Origin of the sequence: Rahnella sp. PAMC25559 (genome assembly GCF_050632365.1) — a bacterium.
GTDB lineage: Bacteria > Pseudomonadota > Gammaproteobacteria > Enterobacterales > Enterobacteriaceae > Rahnella > Rahnella rivi.
Genome location: NZ_CP192543.1, coordinates 4,634,127 through 4,660,399, shown reverse-complemented (window position 1 = coordinate 4,660,399; position 26,273 = coordinate 4,634,127). Strand labels below are relative to the sequence as shown.

Here is a 26,273-nt window from a genome sequence, read left to right as displayed (position 1 = left end):
TCAGGTGTTATTCTGGGAGACTGTCCGTTAAGCTCCCGACAAAGACCAGCTACAATAGCACATTATTTTAAACGGCATCGCCGTGAAAACCCAACGTTAACCAAGAAGCTGCATATGGCACAACAAGTACAACTCACCGCAACGGTGGCCGAATCTCAACTCGGTCAACGGTTAGATCAGGCTTTGGCCGAATTGTTCCCTGATTATTCAAGATCTCGCATAAAAGATTGGATCCTTGAAGACAGGGTTACGGTCAATGGCAAAAAAGTGACCAAACCAAAAGAAAAAGTGTTGGGTGGCGAGGCTATCGCAATCGATGCGCAAATTGAAGAAGAAGCGCGTTGGCTGCCACAAGATATCCCTTTAGATATCGTCTATGAAGATAACGATATTTTAGTCATCAATAAACCCCGCGATCTGGTTGTTCATCCGGGCGCAGGGAATCCAGACGGCACGGTACTGAATGCTTTACTGCATTACTACCCTGCGATTATAGATGTTCCACGTTGCGGCATCGTTCACCGTCTTGATAAAGATACCACCGGTTTGATGGTAGTGGCGAAGTCAGTCCCTGCGCAAACTCACCTGGTTGTTGCTCTCCAAGCCCGCGAAATCACCCGTGAATATGAAGCTGTGGCGATTGGTACAATGACGGCAGGCGGTACAGTGAATGAGCCGATTGCGCGCCATTCCACCAAACGCACGCATATGGCGGTGCATCCAACCGGCAAACCGGCGACCACGCACTATCGCATCATGGAACATTTCCGCGCCCATACGCGTTTGCGTTTGCGTCTGGAATCTGGCCGTACTCACCAGATCCGTGTGCATATGGCGCACATCAACCATCCTCTGCTGGGTGACCAGCTGTACGGTGGCCGTCCGCGTTTGCCAAAAGGGGCTTCCGAGTCCTTCATCAATATGCTGCGCGGATTCGATCGTCAGGCTCTTCACGCGACAATGCTGCGCCTTTACCATCCGGTAACCGGTATTCAGATGGAATGGCATGCGCCACTTCCTCAGGATATGGTTGACCTGATTACGGCGCTGAAAGCGGATACCGAAGAGTTCAAGGATCAGATGAACTGGTAATGAGTGCGCTTATCCTGCCTCAGTGGCCGCAACCCCCCTCGGTTCGGTCATGTGCGACAACCCGTAAAGGAGGCATCAGTTTGCCTCCTTACGGTTCGCTCAACCTCGGCAGCCATGTCGGGGATGAGCCAGAGCTCGTCTCGGCCAACCGGCAGCGCCTGATCGCGCTCGGAGGTTTGCCTGCTGCACCGCACTGGCTGGAGCAGATACATGGCACCGATGTTGTTCGTCTTACTTCACACACTCCCGTACTACCCACCCTTATTGCTGATGCTGCCTATACTTGCGAACCAGGCGTAGTTTGCGCTGCGATGACGGCAGATTGTTTGCCTGTGCTGTTTTGCAGCCGCTCGGGTGATGAAGTCGCGGCAGCACATGCTGGCTGGCGCGGATTGTGTGCGGGTGTGCTGGAAAACACGGTTGCGCAATTTGAAGCCGCACCTGAACAGATCATGGCATGGATGGGACCGGCGATCGGTCCTGCTCATTTTGAAGTGGGTGGCGAAGTGCGTGAAGCCTTTGTTGCTGCAGACTCTGCTGCATCAGCGGCTTTTACACCGGCAGGTGCCAAATTCATGGCCGACATTTACCAACTCGCACGGCTGCGCTTGCAAAGTGCGGGCCTCACCGCCATCTACGGCGGTGAGTATTGCACTGTGTCTGACAACACCCAATTTTACTCTTATCGGCGTGACGGGATCACCGGACGTCAGGCCAGTCTGATTTGGCGGGTATAACCCTTCAAATCAGTACCCTTCACCACCCATCCCGATAGTCCAATTAATATACTGACAAGATAACCTTGAAAACGTCAGGGTTGACCTCATCTATTCTCCAGTAGCAATTTTGTTCAGTATTGGAGGTGTTATGCGTCTGGATCGTCTTACAAGTAAATTCCAGCTTGCCCTCGCGGATGCTCAGTCTCTCGCGCTCGGGCGCGACAATCAATTTATCGAACCTGTCCACCTGATGAGCGCTTTGCTCACACAGGAAGGCGGAACCGTGCGCCCTTTATTAACAGCTGCTGGGGTTGATACCCAGAAACTGCGCACGGAGGTTGATCAGGCTTTGGGGCGTTTGCCGCAAGTTGAAGGTACCGGCGGGGATGTTCAGCCCTCGCATGAACTGGTACGTGTTTTAAACCTTTGTGACAAATTGGCACAGCAACGTGCCGATACGTTTATTTCGTCAGAACTCTTTGTTCTGGCTGTTATGAAAGACCGCGGCTCATTAACAGATATGTTAAAAGCTTGCGGCGCAACGGCCGAGAAAATGACTGCGGCTATCGATCAAATGCGTGGGGGGGAGAAAGTGGATGATCAGAATGCCGAAGACCAACGTCAGGCATTGAAAAAATTCACTATCGATCTGACCGAACGTGCCGAGCAAGGCAAACTGGATCCGGTCATCGGTCGTGATGAAGAAATTCGCCGGACCATTCAGGTTCTGCAGCGTCGTACCAAAAATAACCCGGTTCTCATTGGTGAGCCGGGTGTAGGTAAAACGGCGATCGCCGAAGGTCTGGCGCAGCGCATCATTAACGGTGAAGTGCCTGAAGGGCTGAAAAACAAACGCGTACTGTCATTAGACATGGGTGCGCTGGTGGCCGGGGCAAAATATCGCGGTGAATTCGAAGAACGTCTGAAAGGCCTGTTGAGCGATCTGGCAAAACAGGAAGGTAACGTCATTCTGTTCATCGATGAATTGCACACGATGGTAGGCGCAGGTAAAGCCGACGGTGCGATGGATGCCGGCAACATGCTCAAACCTGCGCTGGCGCGCGGTGAACTTCACTGCGTCGGTGCGACAACCTTAAATGAATATCGTCAGTATATAGAGAAGGATGCGGCGTTAGAGCGTCGTTTCCAGAAAGTGTTTGTTGCCGAGCCTTCTGTTGAAGACACCATCGCTATTTTGCGTGGCCTGAAAGAACGCTATGAGTTGCATCATCATGTTCAGATTACTGACCCGGCAATTGTCGCGGCGGCTACGCTTTCGCATCGCTACATTTCGGATCGTCAGTTGCCCGATAAAGCCATTGACCTTATAGATGAGGCTGCATCCAGCATTCGTATGCAGATGGACTCGAAGCCTGAGTCTCTGGACCGGCTCGAGCGCCGTATTATTCAGCTCAAGCTGGAACAACAGGCGCTGAAGAAAGAGTCTGATGATGCCAGCGTGAAACGCCTGGAGATGCTGGAAACGGAGCTTAACCAGAAAGAGCGTGAATATTCTGAGCTGGAAGAAGAGTGGAAAGCTGAGAAAGCCTCATTGACGGGCACGCAGAATATTAAAGCTGAGCTGGAGCAGGCTAAGATCACGCTTGAGCAGGCACGTCGTGTTGGCGATTTGGGTCGGATGTCTGAATTGCAGTACGGCAAAATACCTGAGCTGGAAAAACAGCTGGCTGCAGCGACTCAGGCCGAAGGCAAAAGCATGAAGCTGCTGCGTAACCGCGTCACTGATGTGGAAATTGCGGACGTGCTGGCACGCTGGACTGGGATCCCTGTCGCCCGGATGCTGGAAGGTGAACGCGAAAAACTGCTGCGTATGGAAGCGGAACTGCATAGCCGGGTGATCGGTCAGAACGAAGCGGTTGAAGCGGTATCGAATGCGATCCGTCGTAGTCGCGCAGGTTTGTCGGATCCAAACCGTCCGATCGGGTCATTCCTGTTCCTCGGCCCGACCGGTGTGGGTAAAACAGAGCTGTGTAAAGCGCTGGCGACATTCCTGTTTAACAGTGATGACGCGATGGTCCGCATCGATATGTCAGAGTTTATGGAGAAACACTCCGTTTCACGTCTGGTCGGTGCGCCTCCGGGTTATGTCGGTTATGAGGAGGGGGGTTACCTGACTGAAGCGGTTCGTCGTCGTCCTTACTCTGTCATCTTATTAGATGAAGTAGAGAAGGCGCATCCGGATGTGTTCAACATCTTATTACAGGTGCTGGATGACGGACGTTTAACTGACGGACAGGGCAGAACGGTCGATTTCCGTAATACCGTTGTGATCATGACCTCTAACCTGGGTTCTGACATCATTCAGCAGCACTTTGGTGAGGCCACCTATGCGCAGATGAAAGAGTCGGTAATGGAAGTTGTCACTCACAGCTTCCGTCCGGAATTCATTAACCGTATAGATGAAGTCGTGGTATTCCATCCGCTGGCTCATGCGCATATCAAAAATATCGCGAAAATCCAGCTGGAGCGTTTGTACAAACGTCTCGAAGAACACGGCTACTCAGCAACGCTGACAGATGCGGCCCTGGAGTTGCTCGGGAATACCGGATTTGATCCGGTATACGGTGCACGCCCATTGAAACGTGCCATCCAGCAGCAAATTGAGAACCCGCTTGCCCAGCAAATCTTGTCGGGTAAGCTGATTCCAGGTAAGCCTATTGTTGTTGATGTGGAAAATGATCATATCGTCGCAAGGCAGTAATCGAAGGCAATAGAGGTCAAAACGGGCTCCAAAGTAATTTGGAGCCCGTTTTTTATGCGTATTTTGAACGTTATTAATCCATTTGCTTTATTTGTGAACGGTCGGAAAAGTATTTTCAATAAACCCTTGCGGCCTGCTCAGAACTCCCTATAATGCCGCTCCATCGACAGGGAACAACGTGAACAACATCACGAAGTAACCGGGTCGGAAAGATTAAAAGCAGTGATGACCGGATGACATAAACGGTTGACACTGAATGAGGAAAGCGTAATATACGCCACCTCGAGTTAGCAAGCGAAAGCGCGTAACTCACTGCTCTTTAACAATTTATCAGACAATCTGTGTGGGCACTCACAAGACGATATCAGCCACCTCGGTGGCAAAAAATATCAAGTCTTAAAGAGTGACCAAGCAGTAATTCATTTTAGTGAATTATTACGAAAGTTAATTTTTGAGCACCGCTTAACTTGTTTAAGCAAATCGAACTTTTAATTGAAGAGTTTGATCATGGCTCAGATTGAACGCTGGCGGCAGGCCTAACACATGCAAGTCGAGCGGTAGCACAGGAGAGCTTGCTCTCTGGGTGACGAGCGGCGGACGGGTGAGTAATGTCTGGGAAACTGCCTGATGGAGGGGGATAACTACTGGAAACGGTAGCTAATACCGCATGACCTCGCAAGAGCAAAGTGGGGGACCTTCGGGCCTCACGCCATCGGATGTGCCCAGATGGGATTAGCTAGTAGGTGGGGTAATGGCTCACCTAGGCGACGATCCCTAGCTGGTCTGAGAGGATGACCAGCCACACTGGAACTGAGACACGGTCCAGACTCCTACGGGAGGCAGCAGTGGGGAATATTGCACAATGGGCGCAAGCCTGATGCAGCCATGCCGCGTGTGTGAAGAAGGCCTTAGGGTTGTAAAGCACTTTCAGCGAGGAGGAAGGGTTCAGTGTTAATAGCACTGTGCATTGACGTTACTCGCAGAAGAAGCACCGGCTAACTCCGTGCCAGCAGCCGCGGTAATACGGAGGGTGCAAGCGTTAATCGGAATTACTGGGCGTAAAGCGCACGCAGGCGGTTTGTTAAGTCAGATGTGAAATCCCCGAGCTTAACTTGGGAACTGCATTTGAAACTGGCAAGCTAGAGTCTTGTAGAGGGGGGTAGAATTCCAGGTGTAGCGGTGAAATGCGTAGAGATCTGGAGGAATACCGGTGGCGAAGGCGGCCCCCTGGACAAAGACTGACGCTCAGGTGCGAAAGCGTGGGGAGCAAACAGGATTAGATACCCTGGTAGTCCACGCTGTAAACGATGTCGACTTGGAGGTTGTGCCCTTGAGGCGTGGCTTCCGGAGCTAACGCGTTAAGTCGACCGCCTGGGGAGTACGGCCGCAAGGTTAAAACTCAAATGAATTGACGGGGGCCCGCACAAGCGGTGGAGCATGTGGTTTAATTCGATGCAACGCGAAGAACCTTACCTACTCTTGACATCCAGAGAATTCGCTAGAGATAGCTTAGTGCCTTCGGGAACTCTGAGACAGGTGCTGCATGGCTGTCGTCAGCTCGTGTTGTGAAATGTTGGGTTAAGTCCCGCAACGAGCGCAACCCTTATCCTTTGTTGCCAGCGAGTAATGTCGGGAACTCAAAGGAGACTGCCGGTGATAAACCGGAGGAAGGTGGGGATGACGTCAAGTCATCATGGCCCTTACGAGTAGGGCTACACACGTGCTACAATGGCATATACAAAGAGAAGCAAACTCGCGAGAGCAAGCGGACCTCATAAAGTATGTCGTAGTCCGGATTGGAGTCTGCAACTCGACTCCATGAAGTCGGAATCGCTAGTAATCGTAGATCAGAATGCTACGGTGAATACGTTCCCGGGCCTTGTACACACCGCCCGTCACACCATGGGAGTGGGTTGCAAAAGAAGTAGGTAGCTTAACCTTCGGGAGGGCGCTTACCACTTTGTGATTCATGACTGGGGTGAAGTCGTAACAAGGTAACCGTAGGGGAACCTGCGGTTGGATCACCTCCTTACCTAAAGATACGCATTGTGCAGTGTCCACACAGATTGTCTGATAGAAAGTAACGAGCAGAAATACCTTAATAGGCTTGTAGCTCAGGTGGTTAGAGCGCACCCCTGATAAGGGTGAGGTCGGTGGTTCAAGTCCACTCAGGCCTACCAATTCGTCCTCATGCTGCGTTGTCGTCACGCTCGTTTGCACAAGCAAACGTCGTATGAACTCCGCCTTGCCTGAGAACAAATTGGCTGACTCATCTGAACGATGAGTAATTAAGGTATCTGTAAGTGACTGTATGGGGCTATAGCTCAGCTGGGAGAGCGCCTGCCTTGCACGCAGGAGGTCAGCGGTTCGATCCCGCTTAGCTCCACCATTACCGTACAGCCCCTAAATAATACTTCAGAGTATATTGGTAACAGTATGCTGCGAAGTATTTTGCTCTTTAACAATCTGGAACAAGCTGAAAATTGAAAGTTTACAGCTGAACATCACTCTCCGTAGAAGTACTGAGTGGTGGATTAGTCTGTAACAGAGTCTCTCAAATAATCGCAGCGCGACGTTGTCTTTTAAGACACCTTCGGGTTGTGAGGTTAAGCGACTAAGCGTACACGGTGGATGCCTAGGCAGTCAGAGGCGATGAAGGGCGTGCTAATCTGCGAAAAGCGTCGGTAAGGTGATATGAACCGTTATAACCGACGATACCCGAATGGGGAAACCCAGTGTGTTTCGACACACTATTGCATGGTGAATACATAGCCATGCAAGGCGAACCGGGGGAACTGAAACATCTAAGTACCCCGAGGAAAAGAAATCAACCGAGATTCCCCCAGTAGCGGCGAGCGAACGGGGAAGAGCCCAGAACCAACATCAGCGTATGTGTTAGTGGAAGCGTCTGGAAAGTCGCACAGTATAGGGTGATAGTCCCGTACACAAAAATGCATACATTGTGAGTTCGATGAGTAGGGCGGGACACGTGACATCCTGTCTGAATATGGGGGGACCATCCTCCAAGGCTAAATACTCCTGACTGACCGATAGTGAACCAGTACCGTGAGGGAAAGGCGAAAAGAACCCCGGCGAGGGGAGTGAAATAGAACCTGAAACCGTGTACGTACAAGCAGTGGGAGCCTACTTTGTTGGGTGACTGCGTACCTTTTGTATAATGGGTCAGCGACTTATATTTTGTAGCAAGGTTAACCGTATAGGGGAGCCGTAGGGAAACCGAGTCTTAACTGGGCGTCAAGTTGCAAGGTATAGACCCGAAACCCGGTGATCTAGCCATGGGCAGGTTGAAGGTTGGGTAACACTAACTGGAGGACCGAACCGACTAATGTTGAAAAATTAGCGGATGACTTGTGGCTGGGGGTGAAAGGCCAATCAAACCGGGAGATAGCTGGTTCTCCCCGAAAGCTATTTAGGTAGCGCCTCGTGAACTCATCTTCGGGGGTAGAGCACTGTTTCGACTAGGGGGCCATCCCGGCTTACCAACTCGATGCAAACTACGAATACCGAAGAATGTTATCACGGGAGACACACGGCGGGTGCTAACGTCCGTCGTGAAGAGGGAAACAACCCAGACCGCCAGCTAAGGTCCCAAAGTCATGGTTAAGTGGGAAACGATGTGGGAAGGCATAGACAGCCAGGATGTTGGCTTAGAAGCAGCCATCATTTAAAGAAAGCGTAATAGCTCACTGGTCGAGTCGGCCTGCGCGGAAGATGTAACGGGGCTAAACCATGCACCGAAGCTGCGGCAGCGACGCTTAGGCGTTGTTGGGTAGGGGAGCGTTCTGTAAGCCGTCGAAGGTGACCTGTGAGGGTTGCTGGAGGTATCAGAAGTGCGAATGCTGACATAAGTAACGATAATGCGGGTGAAAAACCCGCACGCCGGAAGACCAAGGGTTCCTGTCCAACGTTAATCGGGGCAGGGTGAGTCGACCCCTAAGGCGAGGCTGAAAAGCGTAGTCGATGGGAAGCTGGTTAATATTCCAGCACTTGGTGTTACTGCGAAGGGGGGACGGAGAAGGCTAGGCTAGCCGGGCGACGGTTGTCCCGGTTCAAGCGTGTAGGGGGTGTGACTTGGTAAATCCGGTTGCATACTAACCCTGAGGCGTGATAACGAGCCACTACGGTGGTGAAGTAGTTGATGCCATGCTTCCAGGAAAAGCCTCTAAGCTCCAGGTAACACGAAATCGTACCCCAAACCGACACAGGTGGTCAGGTAGAGAATACTCAGGCGCTTGAGAGAACTCGGGTGAAGGAACTAGGCAAAATGGTGCCGTAACTTCGGGAGAAGGCACGCTGGCGCGTAGGTGAAGGGACTTGCTCCCGGAGCTGAAGCCAGTCGCAGATACCAGCTGGCTGCAACTGTTTAATAAAAACACAGCACTGTGCAAACACGAAAGTGGACGTATACGGTGTGACGCCTGCCCGGTGCCGGAAGGTTAATTGATGGGGTTAGCAGCAATGCGAAGCTCTTGATCGAAGCCCCGGTAAACGGCGGCCGTAACTATAACGGTCCTAAGGTAGCGAAATTCCTTGTCGGGTAAGTTCCGACCTGCACGAATGGCGTAATGATGGCCAGGCTGTCTCCACCCGAGACTCAGTGAAATTGAACTCGCTGTGAAGATGCAGTGTACCCGCGGCAAGACGGAAAGACCCCGTGAACCTTTACTATAGCTTGACACTGAACATTGAGCCTTGATGTGTAGGATAGGTGGGAGGCTTTGAAGCGTGGACGCCAGTCTGCGTGGAGCCAACCTTGAAATACCACCCTTTAATGTTTGATGTTCTAACTCGGCCCCGTGATCCGGGGTGAGGACAGTGTCTGGTGGGTAGTTTGACTGGGGCGGTCTCCTCCTAAAGAGTAACGGAGGAGCACGAAGGTTAGCTAATCACGGTCGGACATCGTGAGGTTAGTGCAATGGCATAAGCTAGCTTGACTGCGAGAGTGACGGCTCGAGCAGGTACGAAAGTAGGTCATAGTGATCCGGTGGTTCTGAATGGAAGGGCCATCGCTCAACGGATAAAAGGTACTCCGGGGATAACAGGCTGATACCGCCCAAGAGTTCATATCGACGGCGGTGTTTGGCACCTCGATGTCGGCTCATCACATCCTGGGGCTGAAGTAGGTCCCAAGGGTACGGCTGTTCGCCGTTTAAAGTGGTACGCGAGCTGGGTTTAGAACGTCGTGAGACAGTTCGGTCCCTATCTGCCGTGGGCGTTGGAAGATTGAGAGGGGCTGCTCCTAGTACGAGAGGACCGGAGTGGACGCATCACTGGTGTTCGGGTTGTCATGCCAATGGCATTGCCCGGTAGCTAAATGCGGAAAAGATAAGCGCTGAAAGCATCTAAGCGCGAAACTTGCCTCGAGATGAGTCTTCCCTGTGGCTTTAAGCCACCTGAAGGGACGTTTAAGACTAAGACGTTGATAGGCTGGGTGTGTAAGTGCAGCGATGCATTGAGCTAACCAGTACTAATGACCCGAGAGGCTTAACCTTACAACACCAAAGGTGTTTTTAGAGTGACTCTGAAGTAGATTTTCAGCTGAAGTTCCGAGATTGGTTCGTAGTGCAAGCCTGACTTAGGGTGCGCGTTATGGATGAAACAGAATTTGCCTGGCGGCAGTAGCGCGGTGGTCCCACCTGACCCCATGCCGAACTCAGAAGTGAAACGCCGTAGCGCCGATGGTAGTGTGGGGTCTCCCCATGCGAGAGTAGGGAACTGCCAGGCATCAAACAAGTGGAAAGCCCTGTACTGACGTACAGGGCTTTTTGCTGTGTGGAATTTGAGCAGAAAGGGTGATGTTTATTGAGTATCCACATGTTTTTCGCTCAGGATTGACGAAAATACGGAAGGAAATTCAGAATATCAGAATGGGTATCAATGACGGATTAACTGATAAGTGCTGTACCCGACGGCTGCACCGGCAATATCCCAGGTGAAATCCTTCCAGCTCCAGCCACTGCCACCATCACGGCTGTCATAGAACTCTTTCGCTGCACCCAGGCTGACCGAAAAGAGTAACCCAAATGACCGGCTGCGAGCCTCACTCCATCCCTGATTATCTCCATAAGCGGTTCCTGCTGCGGCTAATACAGCTGAACCAACAAAGTGCTCGGCTTTATCCTTACCGGTCCATGGATCGTTTGCGTAATGCGTACAGCCACTGCTGCATAATATCAGGGCGACAAAAGGGTATTTGAGGGAATGAGGAAGTGGGTAAGTCATCGAGTGTTATTCCAGATATAAAAAAGCCCGATCACTATGATCAGGCTTTCAGTATAGCCAATTAGAGAATTCGGCTGATTAATCTGTCGATCCGTATCCGCCGCAGACGGCGAATAAGCTTACGCACTTTGACCGGATAATTTGGAATGCTTTCCAGTTCCATATAATGAGAGACAACCTGCGTGTGCTGACGAATTTCATCCAGCTCTTTCTGACGCTGCGAGGCCATCTCTTTATGTGGATCGTGGATCAGAATCGCATTCTCAAGATCTAAACGCCATGCGCGTGGATTGAGATTATTTCCGGTAATTAACTGCCAGCGGTCATCGACCCACATGCCTTTGAGGTGATAACTGTTATCGCCATCTTTCCATAACCGCACAATGAGCTGCCCGCTGTCGACAAAACGCTGTAAACGGCTCAGGAATCGGCGCAGGTTAATTTCGTACAAATAAGGCAGCGCACCGATGATCTTAAACGGCTGATCCTGTGGAATATAAAAATCATTTGCCGTTTTATCACCGACAATAATTTCGACCTGCTTACCCCGGCGCAACAGATGAATAATATTGCGTGCCAGCATCGCGGGCATATTGAAATAAGGCGTACAAAGCGTCAGCTTATGATCGGTACTGGCCATCAGATGATGAATAGTCCGGTTCAGCTCGTTTTGTTTACCCAGGCCGACGATGGGCGTCACCGCCAGTTCATCATTACCGGCACTGTCTTTGAAGTGATATCCGCTGGAGCGCAGATTTTGACGAAACTGACGTGTTTCGTTCTTGATCTCAATGCTTTTCGGACGATCTTCCCGATCGAGGCGCTGAACGGCTGCGGCAGTCATGATCGACTTCTTCATAAAGTCGATCATGGTATTTGCCAGCGGTGCGTTGGTCAGAAGCTGATAACGATCGTAGCGATATTTCTCATGGCGATGCAGATAAACATCATTGAGGCTGGCACCGCTGTAGATCACCTGATCGTCTATCACAAAACCTTTCAGATGCAGGACACCCAACGCTTCACGCGTATTGACCGGAACGCCGTACACCGGAACGGAACATTCAGGATGTTCTTTAGCCATACGGCAATACCAATCCGCATTGGTGTCAGCAGCTGCTGCGCCAATACGCCCGCGCTGAGCACGGTGCCAGTCAACCAGCACACAAATCTCAAGCTCAGGTCGTTGCTGTTTAGCCGCATAAAGTGCCGACAATACGTCACGTCCGCCGTCATCGTTCTCTAAATAGAGAGCGACCAGATAGATCCGTTGGGTTGCGTTGGCAATTGCGTTGAGCAGCGTCTTACGGAAATCTGCTGGGCAGTAGAGCGTTTCTACAGCATCAACCGTTTGGGGGAGTTTGGGCAGCTGAGCAAGGTGTTGTTGATGTTTATTACGTTTGAATTTTGACAACATCACAGTGCGCTTCTTCTCTCTTCATGTAATGGCTTTCGCGGCACAAGCAGACAGTGGTAACCGCACAATCGGTCGATAATACCATTAGTCCTGTCTGATGTGCGCATCTTTTGCCTGTTCATGGCTTCGGCTCACGCTTTTCTGCGGTGTGATTCCACGCTTTTCCAGCGTTAATGACAGGTTCACAATGCCGTCCTGAATCTGAATGTCTACGTCGAATCCAAGCTTTCTGGCCAGGGTGATCATGCCCTGATTATTTGGCATGGTGATACCCGTAAGGCGTTGCAGACCGTGCTCTGCGGCGTAGTTAATCATCTTATCGAGAAGCCTGCGTCCCAGCCCGAGGCCTTTAAGATCCGAACGAACTAAAACCGAGAATTCAGCATCAATATTGTCCGGATCTGACACCGCGCGCGTGACGCCAATAATTTCATTTTGATCGTCTGTGGTTCGGATGGCAACGAAGGCCATTTCGCGGTCATAATCGATTTGCGTCATGTTGGCCAAATCTTCATGAGTGAATTCATTGATTTCACTGAAGTAGCGGTAATAGAGATCTTCTTTCGTCACTTTGAGGATAAACGCTTTCAGCAGCGGTTCATCTTCAGGAAGGATAGGGCGGAACAGCGCCTGTGAGCCATCTTTAAGGATGACAAGCTCTTCAAGTTCGCGGGGATAAGGGCGGATTGCCAGACGTGATGGCCTGTCCGCCGGGTGCGCCGACAATTGCATTGAAACATCAAGCAAACTGAGTTCACTGCCGGAAACCAGCAACGGGTGAATATCCAGACGTTCGATCTCCGGGCAATCGATAATCAGGTTCGATACGTTCACCAGCAACTGACTCAGTGCCGGAATATCGAGAGGGTGCAGGGCATTGCGGCCGCGGATTTTGCCGCTCTTCAGTGCCTGAACCACCTGATAGCGCGCCAGCGTCATGTTCAGTGGCGGCAGGGCAACTACCGCTTGCCGCTCTGGCTGCCAGTCTGAGCCGCCTTCAGCCAGCATGATCAGCGGGCCGAAGACCGGGTCCTGTTCGACCACCACGCGTAATTCCTGAGAGCCCGGTCTGCTCGCCATGGTTTGTACCAGCAGACCCTGAATTCTGGCCTGCGGAAACGCCTGTCTGGCGCGGTCAAAAATGGCATTGGCTGCCTGTTCCACTTCACTGGCGGTTCGCAGATACAACATCACCCCCTGAACTTCCGAGTTATGCGGAATGTCCGGTGAGCGTAATTTCAATGCCACCGGATAACCTACCTGGCTGGCAATATTCACCGCTTCGGCGCTGTCGCTGGCGATCCACGTGGGCAGTACATTCATTCCGTAGGCTTGCAGAATCGCGCGAACTTCATGTGTATCGAGTTGCGTGGTGCCTTCTGCCAGCGTTTGGGCAATCAGCTGATGCGCCTGATCGGTATTCTGTTCAAGATCCGCTGGCAGCGCGGGTGTTTCTTTCAGCTGCTTCTGGTTACGCCGGTATTCAACCATATGCATAAACGCGGTGACCGTGCCTTCCGGCGTACGGTACGTGGGGATCCCGGCCTCGGTAAACAGTTTGCGCGCTTCCTGCGAGGAGAATTCTCCGCACCAGTTGGTCAGCAGTGTGATGTATTTACCGCGCGAATGCTGACGAACCGCGTCGATGAGATGGCTGGCGGTCACCGTGCCATGTGCTGCGGCACTCGGCGCGTGGATCACCAGCACAGCATCGAAATCAGTGCTGTCGAGCAACGCCGTCATCACTGACTGATAGAGCAACGGCGTCGCATCATCATGCAAATCCAGTGGGTTTGAGGCCGTAATCGTTTGAGGCAGCACGGCGCTCAGCCTCCGGACGGTTTCTTCGCCGAGCTTCGCCAGCTTCCCGTTGCGTAACAGCAGTTGGTCAAGCGCCATCGCTGCAGGGGCGGCGCCGTTACTGATGATAAGTAAGCGCTCACCTTTTAGCGGACGCATATGGCTCAGCGTTTCAACGGCGGAAAACAGTTCATGGGTATCCTGAACGCGCAATAAACCGGCCCGCTGGATAGCTGCATCGTAGGCGGCATCCAGACTCAGCGGGCTGTTGAGCAGTGTCTGAGCCTGAGCGCTGCGGCCGCTTTTGATCACCAAAATAGGTTTATTGCGTGAGGCGCTGCGCGAGGCTGAAAGAAAACGGCGGGCATCGCTGATATGTTCAAGATAAAGAAGGATGGCGCTGGTTTTACTGTCGCGGGCGAGGAAATCAAGCAAATCGTCGACGTCGATATCCAGACTGTCGCCAAGCGAAATGAAATAGGAGAAGCCGACAGCGCGCTGCTGTGCCCAGTCAAGAATGGTATTGGCAACCGCCGCCGATTGCGAAATAAATGCCAGTTTACCGGGCAGGATCGGCACCGGTGAAAAACTGGCATTCAGCTTCTGCCATGGCGCGAGAATACCGAGACTGTTGGGTCCGAGCAGGCGCATGGAAAAGCGCTGTGCGCAGGATTTCAGTTCTGCGAATTGCCGGGGCAAAGACGAAAGTACAATGACCGTCTTACAGCCGCGTTCGCCAAGCTGTTCAAGCAGGGCGAGATTGCGGTCAGCGTGGGTACAGAGAATGGCGAGATCGGGCGACATCGGCAGGCTGGCGACATCCCGCCACGTGAGCACGCCGCACACCGCGCGATAAGCGGGGGTGACCGGCAGCACCGGGCCGTTGAATCCGCTGTCGAGCAGATTGCGCATCATTAGATATCCGGCGCGGCCCGGCTTATTGCTGGCACCCACTACCGCGATAGATTCAGGTCGTAATAAGGCTTCCAGTCCGCGCTGACTCATGGCATCTCCGGTTCATCATGTTCACATGATTCTAGAGGCTTTCTTCATTCTTTGCTGTGAGCTGATGCACCGGATGGTGGGGTTTTCCGGCCAGATACTGGGTGCGGAAATGAGTAAAGTGGCGCGACAGGCCAGCCGAGGCCTCAATATCACCGGCTTTTTCCAGCAAAGCTGCCGCCACTTCTACCGTACAATGCAGTTCCGGGCGCGACGCTTCACGCAGTATGTAGCCGGAGCTGGCGCTTACATCAAGGGAAAATACCGGCAGATTATCCAGGTACGGGCTTTTGCGAAACATCTTGCGGGCTTCGTTCCAGGTGCCGTCGAGCATGATAAACAGCGGAGGTTTGCTGCCGGCCGGAACGTCGGTAAACACCTGGCGCGGCGGTTCGGCGAAAGAGGCCGGGAAAACCACATAAGCCTGACGTTCGGGGTCGGCAATCGCTTCGAGCAGCGCCGGATCCGTTTCCGTACGCGACCACATAAATGCCTGTGTATCGGGTAAAACGTCAGCGATCAACCGTCCGGTATTGCTGGGCTTCATCGGCTCAGTGTCGAACATCACCAGACAAAAACGGCTGGTGGCCTGATGAATTTCGCGTTCGGCGCAGATGCAGTGGCGTTCAGGTAACAGGCATGACTGACAGCGAATCGCCCGTGACCCGCGGGCAAGAAAAGGGCGGGTGGATTTAGCAAGGCGCTGTGCACGCAGGCGAAGGACGGCGTTCTCTGACATAAGCATTCCGGTAGGCGAAAAACGGCTATTCTAATCACCCTTCCGGGGCTGGCAAGCAGATCCTTTACCGGCGTGATGTAAAGAGAAAAAAGCCCGCACAGAGGCGGGCCATCGGCAGGGCTTTATAACGGCTTATGCGTTACAATGATTCATTAAGCCAGTTATTGAACGGGGCTTTAGGCATCGCGCCGCTTAACATATCGACCATTTTGCCTTCATTAAATACCATAATGGTGGGAATGCTGCGGATCCGGAACCGCGCGCTCAGTTCAGGTTCTGCTTCAGTATTCACCTTAATGAAGCGGATTTTACCGGCGCGTTCCTGAGCCACATCTTCAAAGATCGGCGCGAAGTTAACACATGGGCCACACCATGGTGCCCAGAAATCGATAACGACCGGCAGGTCATCCTGCAGGTATTTATCCAGCGTGGCAGCAGTAGCGTGAACCACATCGCCTTCAAAAAGTGAATGACCGCAGCGGCCGCATTTTGCGCCGTCGTCGATACGATCCTCTGGCAGGCGGTTGGTGGCCTGACATGATGTGCAAATCGTATTCATAAAATAGCCTCTACATTGCTTAACGTGAGAACGGTATCAACCTTACCGGATCCGGCGCTAAAGATGGCTGATATGTTACTTGGATGTTGTAAGTATGAGGGTGCAGCATTCTGTTAACAACGCGGTTTATTCAATGAATACGATAGTTTTAAGCTTTTGGTCCAAAGCATGTGGCTTAGCTCACAGACATCAGGTAATCTTCGCGCCCTGCGCGTAGGTGGAGAGAAAAATGAACGATTCATTCAGTGGCAAGAACGGCAAAGTCAAAGTGATGTTCGTCCGTAGTGACGACGACGGCGATAACCGCAATAACGATAAACGTCCTTCCAATAACAGAGGACGTCCGGGCGATAATCCTCGCCAGGGTTCCCGTCCAGACGATGCCCGCCGCAATGAGCGTCGCAGCAGCGATTCACGCGGTGCAGATGCACGACGTGGCGACGATCGCCCGCGCCGTCCGGCCCGTGATGATGAGGGTCCGTATTCTTCGCCGTGGAAAACCGTCTCACGTGCACCGGCTGATGAGTCCGTACCGGATCACGGCGGCATCAGCGGTAAAAGCTTTATCGATCCTGAGCAGCTGCGTCGCCAGCGCCAGGAAGAAACCCGCGTGTATGGCGAAAATGCCTGTCAGGCGCTGTTTGCCAGCCGTCCGGACGCTATCGTGCGTGCGTGGTTTGTGCAATCCGTCACCCCGCGTTTTCGTGAAGCGCTGCGCTGGATGGCAGCAAACCGCAAAGCCTATCATGTGGTTGAAGATGAAGAGCTGGCGAAAGCGTCCGGCACTGAACACCACGGCGGCGTGTGTTTCCTGATCAAAAAACGTCAGGGTCTGGATGCGGAAACTTATCTGCAAACTGCCCGTGCGAAAGACTGCGTGCTGGCGCTGGAAAACGTCGGCAACCCGCACAACCTCGGCGGTATCATGCGTTCTTGTGCGCATTTTGGTATCAACGGGATGCTGGTACAGGATCCGGCACAGCTGGAATCCGGTGCGGCAGTTCGTACTGCTGAAGGCGGCGCGGAACACGTGAAAGCCATCAACGCGGATAACTTCCTTGATGTGCTGGCGACCTTCCGTAAAGCGGGTTACACCATCGTCACCACCTCCAGCCATAAAGGTACAGCGCTCGGTAAAGCTGAGCTGCCGGCCAAAATGGTTCTCGTGCTGGGTGAAGAGAGCGACGGTTTGTCCGACAGCGCATGGCAGCAGGGTGACCTGAGCGTGTCTATCGGCGGTACCGGCAAAGTAGAAAGCCTGAACGTCTCCGTGGCGACCGGGATTTTGCTGGCGGAATGGTGGCGTCAGAACCAGGCATAATCGCCCGGTTTGAGCCATAAAAAAACGGACGCGTAATGCGTCCGTTTTGCTTTGCGTCATTCAGGGATTGCCTGAATCAGTGAGCGCCACCCGCTCCGCCGCCACTGGTAAACGGTGGGCGGGCGAACCAGATCAGAACCAGCAGCACCAGGAATGCGCCGCCGGATAACCAGAAAATCTCATTGGCAGAGATAATGAGTCCCTGATTTGTGATTTCCCGCGCTATCCAGCCTGAAGCCTGCTGATGGCTCATGCCCATGCCTTCGAGCTGCTGATAGGTCTGCGTCGCCGCCGGATTAAACGGCGTGATGTTTTCCGTTAACTGCGCGTGGTGCAGTGATTCCCGGTTTGACCACATGGTGGTGGTGATCGACGTACCAATCGAACCTGCCAGCGTACGGATAAAGTTCGACAAACTTGAAGCCGCCGCCATGCGTTCCGGCGGTAAGCCGGACAGAATAATGGTGGTCAGCGGCATGAAGAAGCAGCCGACGGCGAAGCCCTGAATAAACTGCGGCCACGCAGATGCCCCAAAATCCATCCCCGGTTCGAAGGTGTACGCACGCCAGAAGAAGCAGTAGGCATACATGATAAAGCTGAACGTCACCAGCTTTCGCATATCCAGCCGGTGTGCAAAACGTCCGATGATAGGCGACATCAGGACCGGCAAAATTCCCACCGGCGCGGACGCCAGACCTGCCCAGGTGGCGGTGTAGCCGTATACCTCCTGCAACAACTGCGGCAGCAGAACAATCGCGCCGAAGTAAAGCATGTAGGCCAGGCTGATACACAGCACGCCGATGGTAAAGTTTCGCGATTTAAACAGCGACAGATCGACAATCGGGTGGTCATCGGTCAGTTCCCATACGACAAGGAAGCAGAGCGCGACCACCGCCACGACCGCCAGCACGATAATTTCCGTCGAGTTAAACCAGTCGAGTTCTTTACCCCGGTCGAGCATCACCTGCAATGCGCCAATGCCCAGTACCAGCAGCACTAACCCCACACTGTCGATCGGTCTGATCTGCGTTGCGGTTTCGCGGCCCTTCAGCGTTTTCAGCGTCAGGAACACCACGGCGGCGCCGATCGGCACGTTAATGAAGAAGATCCAGCCCCAGTGATAGTTATCACTGATGTACCCGCCGAGGATCGGCCCGCAAATCGGGGCGACGATCACCGTCATCGACCAGAGCGCGAGCGCGGTACTTCGCTTGGCCGGCGGATAGTTATTCAGTAACAGACTTTGCGAGAGGGGGATCAGTGGACCTGCCACCACGCCCTGCACCACACGGAAGAAGATCAGCATTTCCAGGCTGTTGGACATGCCGCACAGCCAGGAGGCAATCGCAAACAGCACCGTAGACCAGAGGAACAGTTTTACTTCGCCGATGCGTTTTGCCAGCCAGCCGGTGATCGGGATCGAGATGGCGTTAGCCACCCCGAAGGAAGTGATCACCCAGGTGCCCTGCGAGTTTGAGGCACCCAGATTCCCGGCAATGGTCGGGATCGCCACGTTGGCGATCGTCGAGTCCAGCACCTGCATGAACGTGGCCATCGACAAAGCCACCGTCATCCAGGCCAGCGGTGCGCCTACCAGCGGTTTATTTGCCACAGCGGCCTCCGGAAATATTAGCCTGCATTGGCATGAATAACGTCAGCAATGATGGCGTTAACCGGTGCCAGATCCAGCGTCAGAGCCGTTGTCTGATACAGCGGTTCAGTACGCACTTTATTCGCCAGCACCAGACCATCGCGGTTTTGCGTATCGACCGTGACCAGCGCCGACAAACCAATACGCAGCGGATGTTCTTTCACTTCCTGATCGTTAAGCTCGATACGCACCGGTAAACGCTGGACCACTTTGATCCAGTTGCCGGTGGCATTTTGCGCAGGTAACAGCGAGAACGCGCCGCCGGTGCCCATGTCCATCCCCACCACTTTGCCGTGATATTTCACGTCGTCACCGTACATATCGCTGACCACGGTCGCGGCCTGGCCGATACGCATATTGGCTAACTGTGTTTCTTTAAAGTTGGCATCCACCCAGATGTGATGAGCCGGCACTACCGCCATCAGCGCAGTGGAAGAGTTGATCTGCTGACCAATCTGTACCGCACGGCGGGAGACGAAACCGTCAATCGGGCTGCGCACTTTGGTGCGTTGCAAGGCGAGCCAGGCGTCACGTACCTGCGCGGCGGCTTGCAAAACCTGCGGCTGCTTATCGACCGGCGTATCCAGAATCATCGCCTGATTGGCGTTGTATTGCTGAACGGCGACATCGTATTGCGCTTTCGCGGTATCCACGGCATCACGGGCGTGTTGCAATTCCTCACGGCCAATCGCATCGACATTTCCCAGCACCACGCGACGCTTGAGGTCAGTCTGCGCCTGTTGCAACTGGGTCTGGCGCAGGGCGATATTGGCCTGATACTGCTTGCCGTTGATGATCAGCTGATGCGTCTGGCGCACGCTGTTGGCCAGCGCCGTTTTAGAGCGCTCGAAAGCCTGCTCCGCATCGGTCGGATCGATCGTTACCAGCACGTCGCCTTTTTTCACAAAGTCGGTGCTGTCGAAATTCACGTCGGTCACGCTTCCCGACACCTGCGCCATAATCTGAACCTGATTACCGGCGACATAGGAGTCGTCGGTCGACTCGAAATGACGTAACACCAGCAGCCAGTAAAACAGGTAGGCGATGGCGATAATAATGAAAATCCCGGTCAACAAGAGCATCGCGGTTTTGCGCGTTTTTTTCTTATTTCTCGGAGCTTGCGGCGTTGCTGCCTGAGTTTCGGCATTTGCGCTCATGGTCTTCTCCACGCTGAGTCTGTGTAATTATTATGATTTTTGATCCGCAGCCGGGGCCTGATAGCCACCCCCGAGCGCACGGATAAGACTGATTTTTGCCTGCATCACCTGACTGCTGGCATTAAGTTGCGCCTGCTGTTGTTGCAGAAGCGCTGACTGGCTGGTCAACAGCTCATCCCGTCCGATGATGCCAGCGTTGTATCTTGCATCCGAAACGCGATACACCTCTTCCAGCGATTTCGCGGCAGAAGAAGCCTGCTGCAATTGTTCAACGCTGCTTTTCGAGACAGTGATGGCATCCGCAGTTTGCTGGATGGCGTTCAGGATGGTCTGGTTATACGACTCAACGGACTGGTCATATAACGCGGACTCTTCGCCCAGTTTGGCGCGCAGCGCACCGGCGTGGAAAATCGGTAGCGAAATCGCTGGCGTGATATTCCAGGCTTTGCTGGCGGCTTCCAGAAGATTCGGGCTGGTGCCTCCGTAGTTGGTGGTCGTCAGACCGCCGAAGGCGCTGATGGAAAGGCTTGGGTAGAACTCTTTTTTCGCGGCGCTGACGCGCTGGGAATAGGATTCGACCAGATCGCGCTGTGCGGCGATGTCAGGGCGTTTACCCAGCAAATCGAGGGTCAGCTCACCTTGGGGTGCCAGCGCGTCAGGCGAAGGCAGTGCCACAGCGTGCAGCCCGTTCATGGCATCGGGGCCACGACCGGCCAGTGCCGATAACTCATGGCGCAGTTGCTCGGTTTGCGACTTCAGCGTGATGATCTGTTGCTTCGCGCTGTCGGCCTGTGCCTGCGTCTGTTGCGGGATCTCAATGCCATATACCCCCGCCTGATACTGCGCTTTACGCAGATCGGCCAGACGCTGGTTGTTATCTACCTGATGTTGCAGAACGTCCTGAAGGGCCAGATTCGCCTGCAACTGATAATAGGCTGACGCCACCGAACTGGTCAGCGTCAGAGCGGCTTGTGCCTGTTCAGCACGGGCGGAATCCACCTGTGCTTTCGCGGCATTCACCTGATTGCGGTATTTTCCCCACCAGTCAAACTCATAGCTCAGATTCAGGCCGAGGCTGTTGCTGCTGTCATAGATAGGCGCTTCAGGGTAGCTGGTCAGAAACGGCGGAATGGTGTTTTTAGCCACACGTTCACGTCGCGTCGATCCATTCAAATCCAGATAAGGGCCATTGGCCGCATCCGCTTCGCCCATCACACTCTGCGCTTCGCGCACGCGCGCTGCCGCCTGACGTAACGATGGCGAGTTTTGCAACGTTGTGGTCATCAGGGCATCGAGTTGCGGGTCATTAAGACTGCGCCACCACTGTGGGCCGAGGGTCAGGGAGCTGACCTTTGCCTGCTGCAGATGAAGCTGTTGCGTATCCAGCAGCGACGACTGAGGAGCGATACTATTACTGGAGGCGCAGCCGGCCAAAATCAAAACGGCAAACAGCGGCGTAAGCCTCCAGCGAGCTTGGAGTGACATGTGTGGTTTACCTGAACAGAAATTTAGAATTGTTGCAGTGCTGTCGCATCCATCTGATCAAGGCGAGTTAACAGTTTGCGCGTCAGGGTTTCTAACTGCTTCTGTTCATCTGCGTCTAAGGTCGACCAGAGGAAATGCAGGCTCTTGTGTTGAGGCGGCAGTAACTTCTGAATAAAGGCTTCGCCATCAGCGGTCAGGTGCAAGTGCAGGCAACGGCGGTCATTGTCGCTTTCACGGCGTTCGATCCATCCACGCTTTTCCAGCTCATCCGCAATGCGGGTGGCGTTGGTACGGGAAGACCCCAGTGCAGAACTCAGCTCAGAAGGCTGAATGCTGTGGCTTTCCTGTGCATCAAGCGTCAGTAACGCCATAAACAGGGTTTCGTTGATCCCTTGCGCTTTCAGCATTTTGTTGCGATTTTCCAGCAACTTACTTTGCATGTGCATACAAAGACGGGTCAGCAAAATTTCCTGATAAGGAAAATCTTTTTGCTTTTTAGCCCGGAAATTTAACATTTTTTCAATTGGCGAGAACGAACTGTCCATATGAGAAGCCTCATTAGTTACAGATGACATAGTAACGATGGTAATTAATAATATCAATGTTATGAATCACCAATTCTTTAGCAATTAGTGTGATTCATAACCCCGGTGAATTATTCGATGTTTAAAGCATTCAACAAACTTTGATTACATGTTGCCAGAGCGTAAAAAAATAGCGGGTTTCAGACCGCCATCAGCATCACCTTGAACACCAGGCCGTACGCCACGGCGCCAGTCAGCGTGGCAATAATGATGCTTTTTGTGCGCCAGAAAATCAGCGTCAGCAGCACGAAACCGGCCAGTGACGGCAGCAGTCTTTGCGGGTCACGCATTACGTCCGGCGCGCCTGAAACCACCAGCAACGCACAAATCGAGGCGATACCAATGCTGTCGAGCACGCGGGAGAGCGGGCCACTTTTCAGGCCACCTGAAGTTCGCCGCGCGCCGATGCGCAGGGGCAAATAGCGGAACAGGTAATTGACCACGCCCACCAGCAGACACACCAGAACAACGTCAGTGCTCATCGGAGATGACCTCCGTCGCAGATGTCGCCTGGGGCCGTTGCAGCAGGGCGGCCAGGCAACCGGCCGCGAGCCCGCAGCCAATGGCGGCGGGAATTGACCAGAACATCAACCCGCTCAGAGCCCCGGCCAGCGAGGCAACAAACACCATGCTTTGCTGGCGCTTAAACGCCGCGAGCAGAAAACTCAGGAACAGCGCAGGCAACATAAACCCGAGCGCAGCCTCAACGGCGGGAAAATTTTCCAGCGGACCGTTGCCAAACAGCGCGCCGATGGCGGTGCCGAAAACCCAGGAAAGCCAGGACGAGAGCGCAATGCCACACATCCAGTCCTCGCTCCAGCTGCGTTTATCGCGAATAAGTTTGGTGGTGGCGGCGGCGAACACTTCATCGGTCAGGCCGAACGCCCAGAGCGCGGTTTTCCTGCCATTGAGTTTTCCCACCAGACGGTTACGCAAAGAGGGGCCGTACAGGACGTGTCTGACATCCATCGCCATGACCGTCAGGGCGCAAACCCATAAAGACATTCCGGCGCTGAGCAGCGCGGTGATCACAAACTGGCTGGCGCCTGCGTAGATAAGCACGGAGAACAACAGACTTTCAGCAGGGGTGAAGCCAAGTTTGACGGCGCTGAGGCCGAAAGCAAAAGCGATGGGCAGATAACCGATCACTACGGGCAGGCTGTCAGTCACACCTTGCCGGAAGGTGGAAACGCGGGCGGGATCAGGATTGGTTTGCATGGATGTATAAAACATTGTGAAACCGGAGTGTGGCCGGCGAATAATTCATGACGCAAACATTACCAGACTGTAAGTATTGTTAACACCCTTTGGTACAAATAAATTTCAGCAATGATTATTCGCAAGCTAATCAGGAGGGGTGATGATTCCCTCCTGATTCTATTTTAACCGCCCCGACAATCAGGCGAGTTTGTATTTGTGTCCCTGCCACCAGACCAGCAGATTCAGTACGCACATCAGCGTGCCCGCGAGGGAAACGCCATACCAGCCCGCAGCCTGATAGGCCGAAGCCGACACCAGCGAGCCGACCGCGCCACCGATAAAGTAAGTGGTCATATAACCTGCCGTGAGGCGGTTACGTGCTTCGGGCATGGTCTTATAGATAACACTTTGGTTGGTGATGTGTACGCCCTGAACCGAAAGGTCCAAAACGATGATGCCGATAATCAGCGAGATAACCGAATGCTCACCGTAAGCAATCGCTGCCCACGACAGCAGCAGCAGGATTAACCCGGCGGTGGTGGTCAGATGCGCTTTGCCTTTATCGGCAAGATTGCCCGCACGGGTTGCCGCCAGCGCACCGGCCGCACCCACCAGACCAAACAGGCCGATCACCCCTTCGGAATAGTGATACGCCGGGCCGGCCAGCAGGAACGCCATCGAGGTCCACAAAATGCTGAAGTTAGCGAAGCAGAACATCCCCACCAGCGCACGGGTACGCAGCACCGGCGTGTGAATGAACAGCGAGAAAATAGATTTCAGCAGTTGCGGATAATTCAGATCGGTTTTCTGCTCATGTTTCGGCAGTTTGCGCCACAGCACCAGCGCCATGACGATCATCAGCGCACTCGCCACCCAATACACCGTACGCCAGCCGCCCAGTGACGCCAGGGCGCCCGCGACGGTTCTCGCCAGCAAAATGCCCAGCAGCAGGCCAGACATAATCAGCCCGACCACTTTTCCGCGACGTTCCGGCTCCGCCAGCGTGGCAGCCAGTGGCACCAGAATCTGCGCGACCACGGAAAACAGCCCGGTCAGCGCGGTGCCCACTAACATCATGGTCAGCGTCGGTGCCATGGCGGTGATCAGTAATCCGGCGGCGGAGAGCAGTGTCATCAGCACAATCAGGCCGCGACGTTCAAACATATCGCCCAGCGGCACGATAAACATCAGCCCGCAGGCATAACCGAGTTGCGCGACGGTGACGATAAAACCGGCCTGATTGACCGACAGGCTGAACGCGCGGGCAATGGTTTCCAGCAGCGGCTGCGGGTAATAGTTACTGGCGACGGCAAGCCCGGTGGCAATCGCCATCAGAATGATCAGCGCCGGGCTGAGTGGAGAATGTGTTGTAGTTTTTTTCATAGTGAGAATAAACGGATCTTATTGAAGGAGCAGGGAAATGCGAGCGACGATTATCGTTATGATAAAAATATTAAACCAATGAATAGTTTTAATGGCAACTATCTGGTTTTGTAATAGAGGTTTTATCGTACATAAAAACGGGCGGAGATTTCTCCCCGCCCGTTGCTGTTCCTGCGTTCGTTACTGGCTTACTTCGCGGCGGCAGCCGCTTCTTTTACCCAGCCGTCGAACTGTTCCTGGTGGGCTTTGATCCAGCCATCCGTCTGCGCGGAGATGTCAGCATCGGAATTTTTACCGGCGTGCATCGCGGCATTCTGCGCATTGATGTCTTTCAGTGGCAGTTTCATGATGGCAAACAGTTTTGCAGCAGCCGGGTTTTTCTCAGCCCAGGCTTTGTTCGCCACGATGTGCATGGTGCTCACCGGGAAACCATAGTTTTTACCGTTTGGCAGTTTGGTATCGGCGTTTTTATCGCCCGGCACCACGGAGAACGGTACCTGCATCCACAGCACGTCTTTACCTGGGATCAGCACGTTGCTCACCCAGTACGGCGTCCAGGTGTAATAGAAGATAGGTTTACCTTCTTTGTAACGCGTGATGGTGTCGGCAATCATGGCGGAATAGTTACCCTGATTGTGCGTCACGGTATTTTCCAGACCATAGGCTTTCAGCTGCTCATTGAGCGCAGCTTCACAACCCCAGCCCGGCGTACAACCGGTCAGATCGGCTTTGCCGTCACCGTTGGTATCAAACAGTTTGGCCAGTTTCGGATCTTTCAGCTGTTCGATATTGGTGATGTGATATTTCTCGGCGGTTTTCTTATCGATAAGCCAGCCCTGTGCCGCGCCGGTTACGTATGTCCCTTCGCGGTAAAAGACTTTGTCGCCACCGGCGGCTTTGTACATTTCATCATGCAAAGGTGACCAGTTAACGGCGGTGAACGTCGCATCACCGGCAGCCAGCGTGGTGTAGCCGACGTTGTAATCGACCTCACGGGTTGGCTGAACGTCATAGCCCAGTTTTTCCAGCGCTTTGCTGACCAGCTCTGTCTGAAAAGACTCTTCGCTGATGGTGCTCTGAACCGGCGTGACGCTGATGCCTTTACCCGGCAGATCGGCGGCGAAAGTGGTGGCAGTGGCGAGCGTGGTAAGAGCGGCAACCGCCCAGATTCCTGTCTTCTTCATAAATTCCTCGAATTG

17 protein-coding genes, 2 tRNA genes and 3 rRNA genes are annotated in these 26,273 nt (G+C 53.5%); 9 read left to right on the top strand and 13 right to left on the bottom strand.

Annotation, left to right across the window (positions count from 1 at the left end; all coding sequences use genetic code 11):
- Positions 1-114: 114 nt before the first annotated feature.
- From rluD to rrf, 8 genes are all read left to right on the top strand, one after another.
- Positions 115-1,092, top strand: coding sequence for a 23S rRNA pseudouridine(1911/1915/1917) synthase RluD (gene rluD, locus ACQZQY_RS22430; protein ID WP_122096176.1), 978 nt, complete (start codon positions 115-117; stop codon positions 1,090-1,092).
- On the top strand, positions 1,092-1,829 hold the full coding sequence (gene yfiH, locus ACQZQY_RS22425) for a purine nucleoside phosphorylase YfiH (protein WP_431296440.1): 738 nt from the start codon (positions 1,092-1,094) through the stop codon (positions 1,827-1,829). Before rluD ends, yfiH begins: the two co-directional genes overlap by 1 nt.
- Before the next feature lie 130 nt (positions 1,830-1,959).
- The gene (gene clpB, locus ACQZQY_RS22420) at positions 1,960-4,533 is read left to right on the top strand and encodes an ATP-dependent chaperone ClpB (RefSeq protein WP_183850149.1); all 2,574 of its coding nucleotides are present in this window, start codon (positions 1,960-1,962) and stop codon (positions 4,531-4,533) included.
- Between the two features lie 489 nt (positions 4,534-5,022).
- Positions 5,023-6,565 (top strand): 16S ribosomal RNA (locus ACQZQY_RS22415).
- A gap of 71 nt (positions 6,566-6,636) precedes the next feature.
- Positions 6,637-6,713, top strand: a tRNA-Ile gene (locus tag ACQZQY_RS22410).
- A 133-nt stretch (positions 6,714-6,846) separates the two neighbouring features.
- Positions 6,847-6,922 (top strand) — tRNA-Ala (locus tag ACQZQY_RS22405).
- Between the two features lie 215 nt (positions 6,923-7,137).
- Positions 7,138-10,046 (top strand): 23S ribosomal RNA (locus ACQZQY_RS22400).
- 116 nt (positions 10,047-10,162) lie between these two features.
- Positions 10,163-10,278, top strand: a 5S ribosomal RNA gene (gene rrf / locus ACQZQY_RS22395).
- Together the 16S, 23S and 5S rRNA genes with 2 tRNA genes alongside form the textbook arrangement of a ribosomal RNA operon.
- Positions 10,279-10,428: 150 nt before the next feature.
- On the opposite strand, the gene ACQZQY_RS22390 is transcribed toward rrf, so the two are convergent.
- From ACQZQY_RS22390 to trxC, 5 genes are all read right to left on the bottom strand, one after another.
- The gene (locus ACQZQY_RS22390; RefSeq protein ID WP_056782022.1) at positions 10,429-10,776 is read right to left on the bottom strand and encodes a YfiM family lipoprotein; all 348 of its coding nucleotides are present in this window, start codon (positions 10,774-10,776) and stop codon (positions 10,429-10,431) included.
- A 61-nt stretch (positions 10,777-10,837) separates the two neighbouring features.
- The gene (gene pssA, locus ACQZQY_RS22385; protein WP_431297229.1) at positions 10,838-12,190 is read right to left on the bottom strand and encodes a CDP-diacylglycerol--serine O-phosphatidyltransferase; all 1,353 of its coding nucleotides are present in this window, start codon (positions 12,188-12,190) and stop codon (positions 10,838-10,840) included.
- 87 nt (positions 12,191-12,277) lie between these two features.
- Complete coding sequence (locus tag ACQZQY_RS22380) at positions 12,278-14,998, bottom strand: bifunctional acetate--CoA ligase family protein/GNAT family N-acetyltransferase (RefSeq protein ID WP_431296439.1); 2,721 nt, start codon at positions 14,996-14,998, stop codon at positions 12,278-12,280.
- Positions 14,999-15,029: 31 nt separating this feature from the next.
- Complete coding sequence (locus ACQZQY_RS22375) at positions 15,030-15,734, bottom strand: tRNA-uridine aminocarboxypropyltransferase (protein WP_431296438.1); 705 nt, start codon at positions 15,732-15,734, stop codon at positions 15,030-15,032.
- A gap of 139 nt (positions 15,735-15,873) precedes the next feature.
- The gene (trxC, locus tag ACQZQY_RS22370) at positions 15,874-16,293 is read right to left on the bottom strand and encodes a thioredoxin TrxC (RefSeq protein ID WP_122097066.1); all 420 of its coding nucleotides are present in this window, start codon (positions 16,291-16,293) and stop codon (positions 15,874-15,876) included.
- A 229-nt stretch (positions 16,294-16,522) separates the two neighbouring features.
- On the opposite strand from trxC, the gene ACQZQY_RS22365 reads away from it, so the two are divergent.
- Positions 16,523-17,614 carry a tRNA/rRNA methyltransferase gene (locus ACQZQY_RS22365; protein ID WP_431296437.1) on the top strand — a complete coding sequence of 364 codons (1,092 nt, stop codon included), beginning with the start codon at positions 16,523-16,525 and terminating at the stop codon, positions 17,612-17,614.
- 76 nt (positions 17,615-17,690) lie between these two features.
- On the opposite strand, the gene emrB is transcribed toward ACQZQY_RS22365, so the two are convergent.
- From emrB to proX, 8 genes are all read right to left on the bottom strand, one after another.
- Positions 17,691-19,187: a multidrug efflux MFS transporter permease subunit EmrB gene (gene emrB / locus ACQZQY_RS22360; protein ID WP_056782051.1), complete on the bottom strand. Its 1,497-nt coding sequence runs from the start codon at positions 19,185-19,187 to the stop codon at positions 17,691-17,693.
- 56 nt (positions 19,188-19,243) lie between these two features.
- Positions 19,244-20,422, bottom strand: a complete 1,179-nt coding sequence (gene emrA / locus ACQZQY_RS22355; RefSeq protein WP_056782012.1) for a multidrug efflux MFS transporter periplasmic adaptor subunit EmrA — start codon at positions 20,420-20,422, stop codon at positions 19,244-19,246.
- Between the two features lie 30 nt (positions 20,423-20,452).
- Positions 20,453-21,907: an efflux transporter outer membrane subunit gene (locus tag ACQZQY_RS22350; RefSeq protein WP_122097065.1), complete on the bottom strand. Its 1,455-nt coding sequence runs from the start codon at positions 21,905-21,907 to the stop codon at positions 20,453-20,455.
- Positions 21,908-21,930: 23 nt separating this feature from the next.
- On the bottom strand, positions 21,931-22,452 hold the full coding sequence (gene mprA, locus ACQZQY_RS22345; protein WP_056782008.1) for a transcriptional repressor MprA: 522 nt from the start codon (positions 22,450-22,452) through the stop codon (positions 21,931-21,933).
- A 179-nt stretch (positions 22,453-22,631) separates the two neighbouring features.
- Complete coding sequence (gene ygaH, locus ACQZQY_RS22340) at positions 22,632-22,973, bottom strand: L-valine transporter subunit YgaH (RefSeq protein ID WP_431296436.1); 342 nt, start codon at positions 22,971-22,973, stop codon at positions 22,632-22,634.
- Entirely contained in the window at positions 22,963-23,724 is a 762-nt protein-coding gene (locus ACQZQY_RS22335) for an AzlC family ABC transporter permease (protein ID WP_371414336.1), read from the bottom strand. Before ACQZQY_RS22335 ends, ygaH begins: the two co-directional genes overlap by 11 nt.
- Before the next feature lie 165 nt (positions 23,725-23,889).
- On the bottom strand, positions 23,890-25,074 hold the full coding sequence (locus ACQZQY_RS22330) for an MFS transporter (protein ID WP_056782004.1): 1,185 nt from the start codon (positions 25,072-25,074) through the stop codon (positions 23,890-23,892).
- Positions 25,075-25,262: 188 nt separating this feature from the next.
- Complete coding sequence (proX, locus tag ACQZQY_RS22325) at positions 25,263-26,258, bottom strand: glycine betaine/L-proline ABC transporter substrate-binding protein ProX (protein WP_056782002.1); 996 nt, start codon at positions 26,256-26,258, stop codon at positions 25,263-25,265.
- Positions 26,259-26,273: the final 15 nt, after the last annotated feature.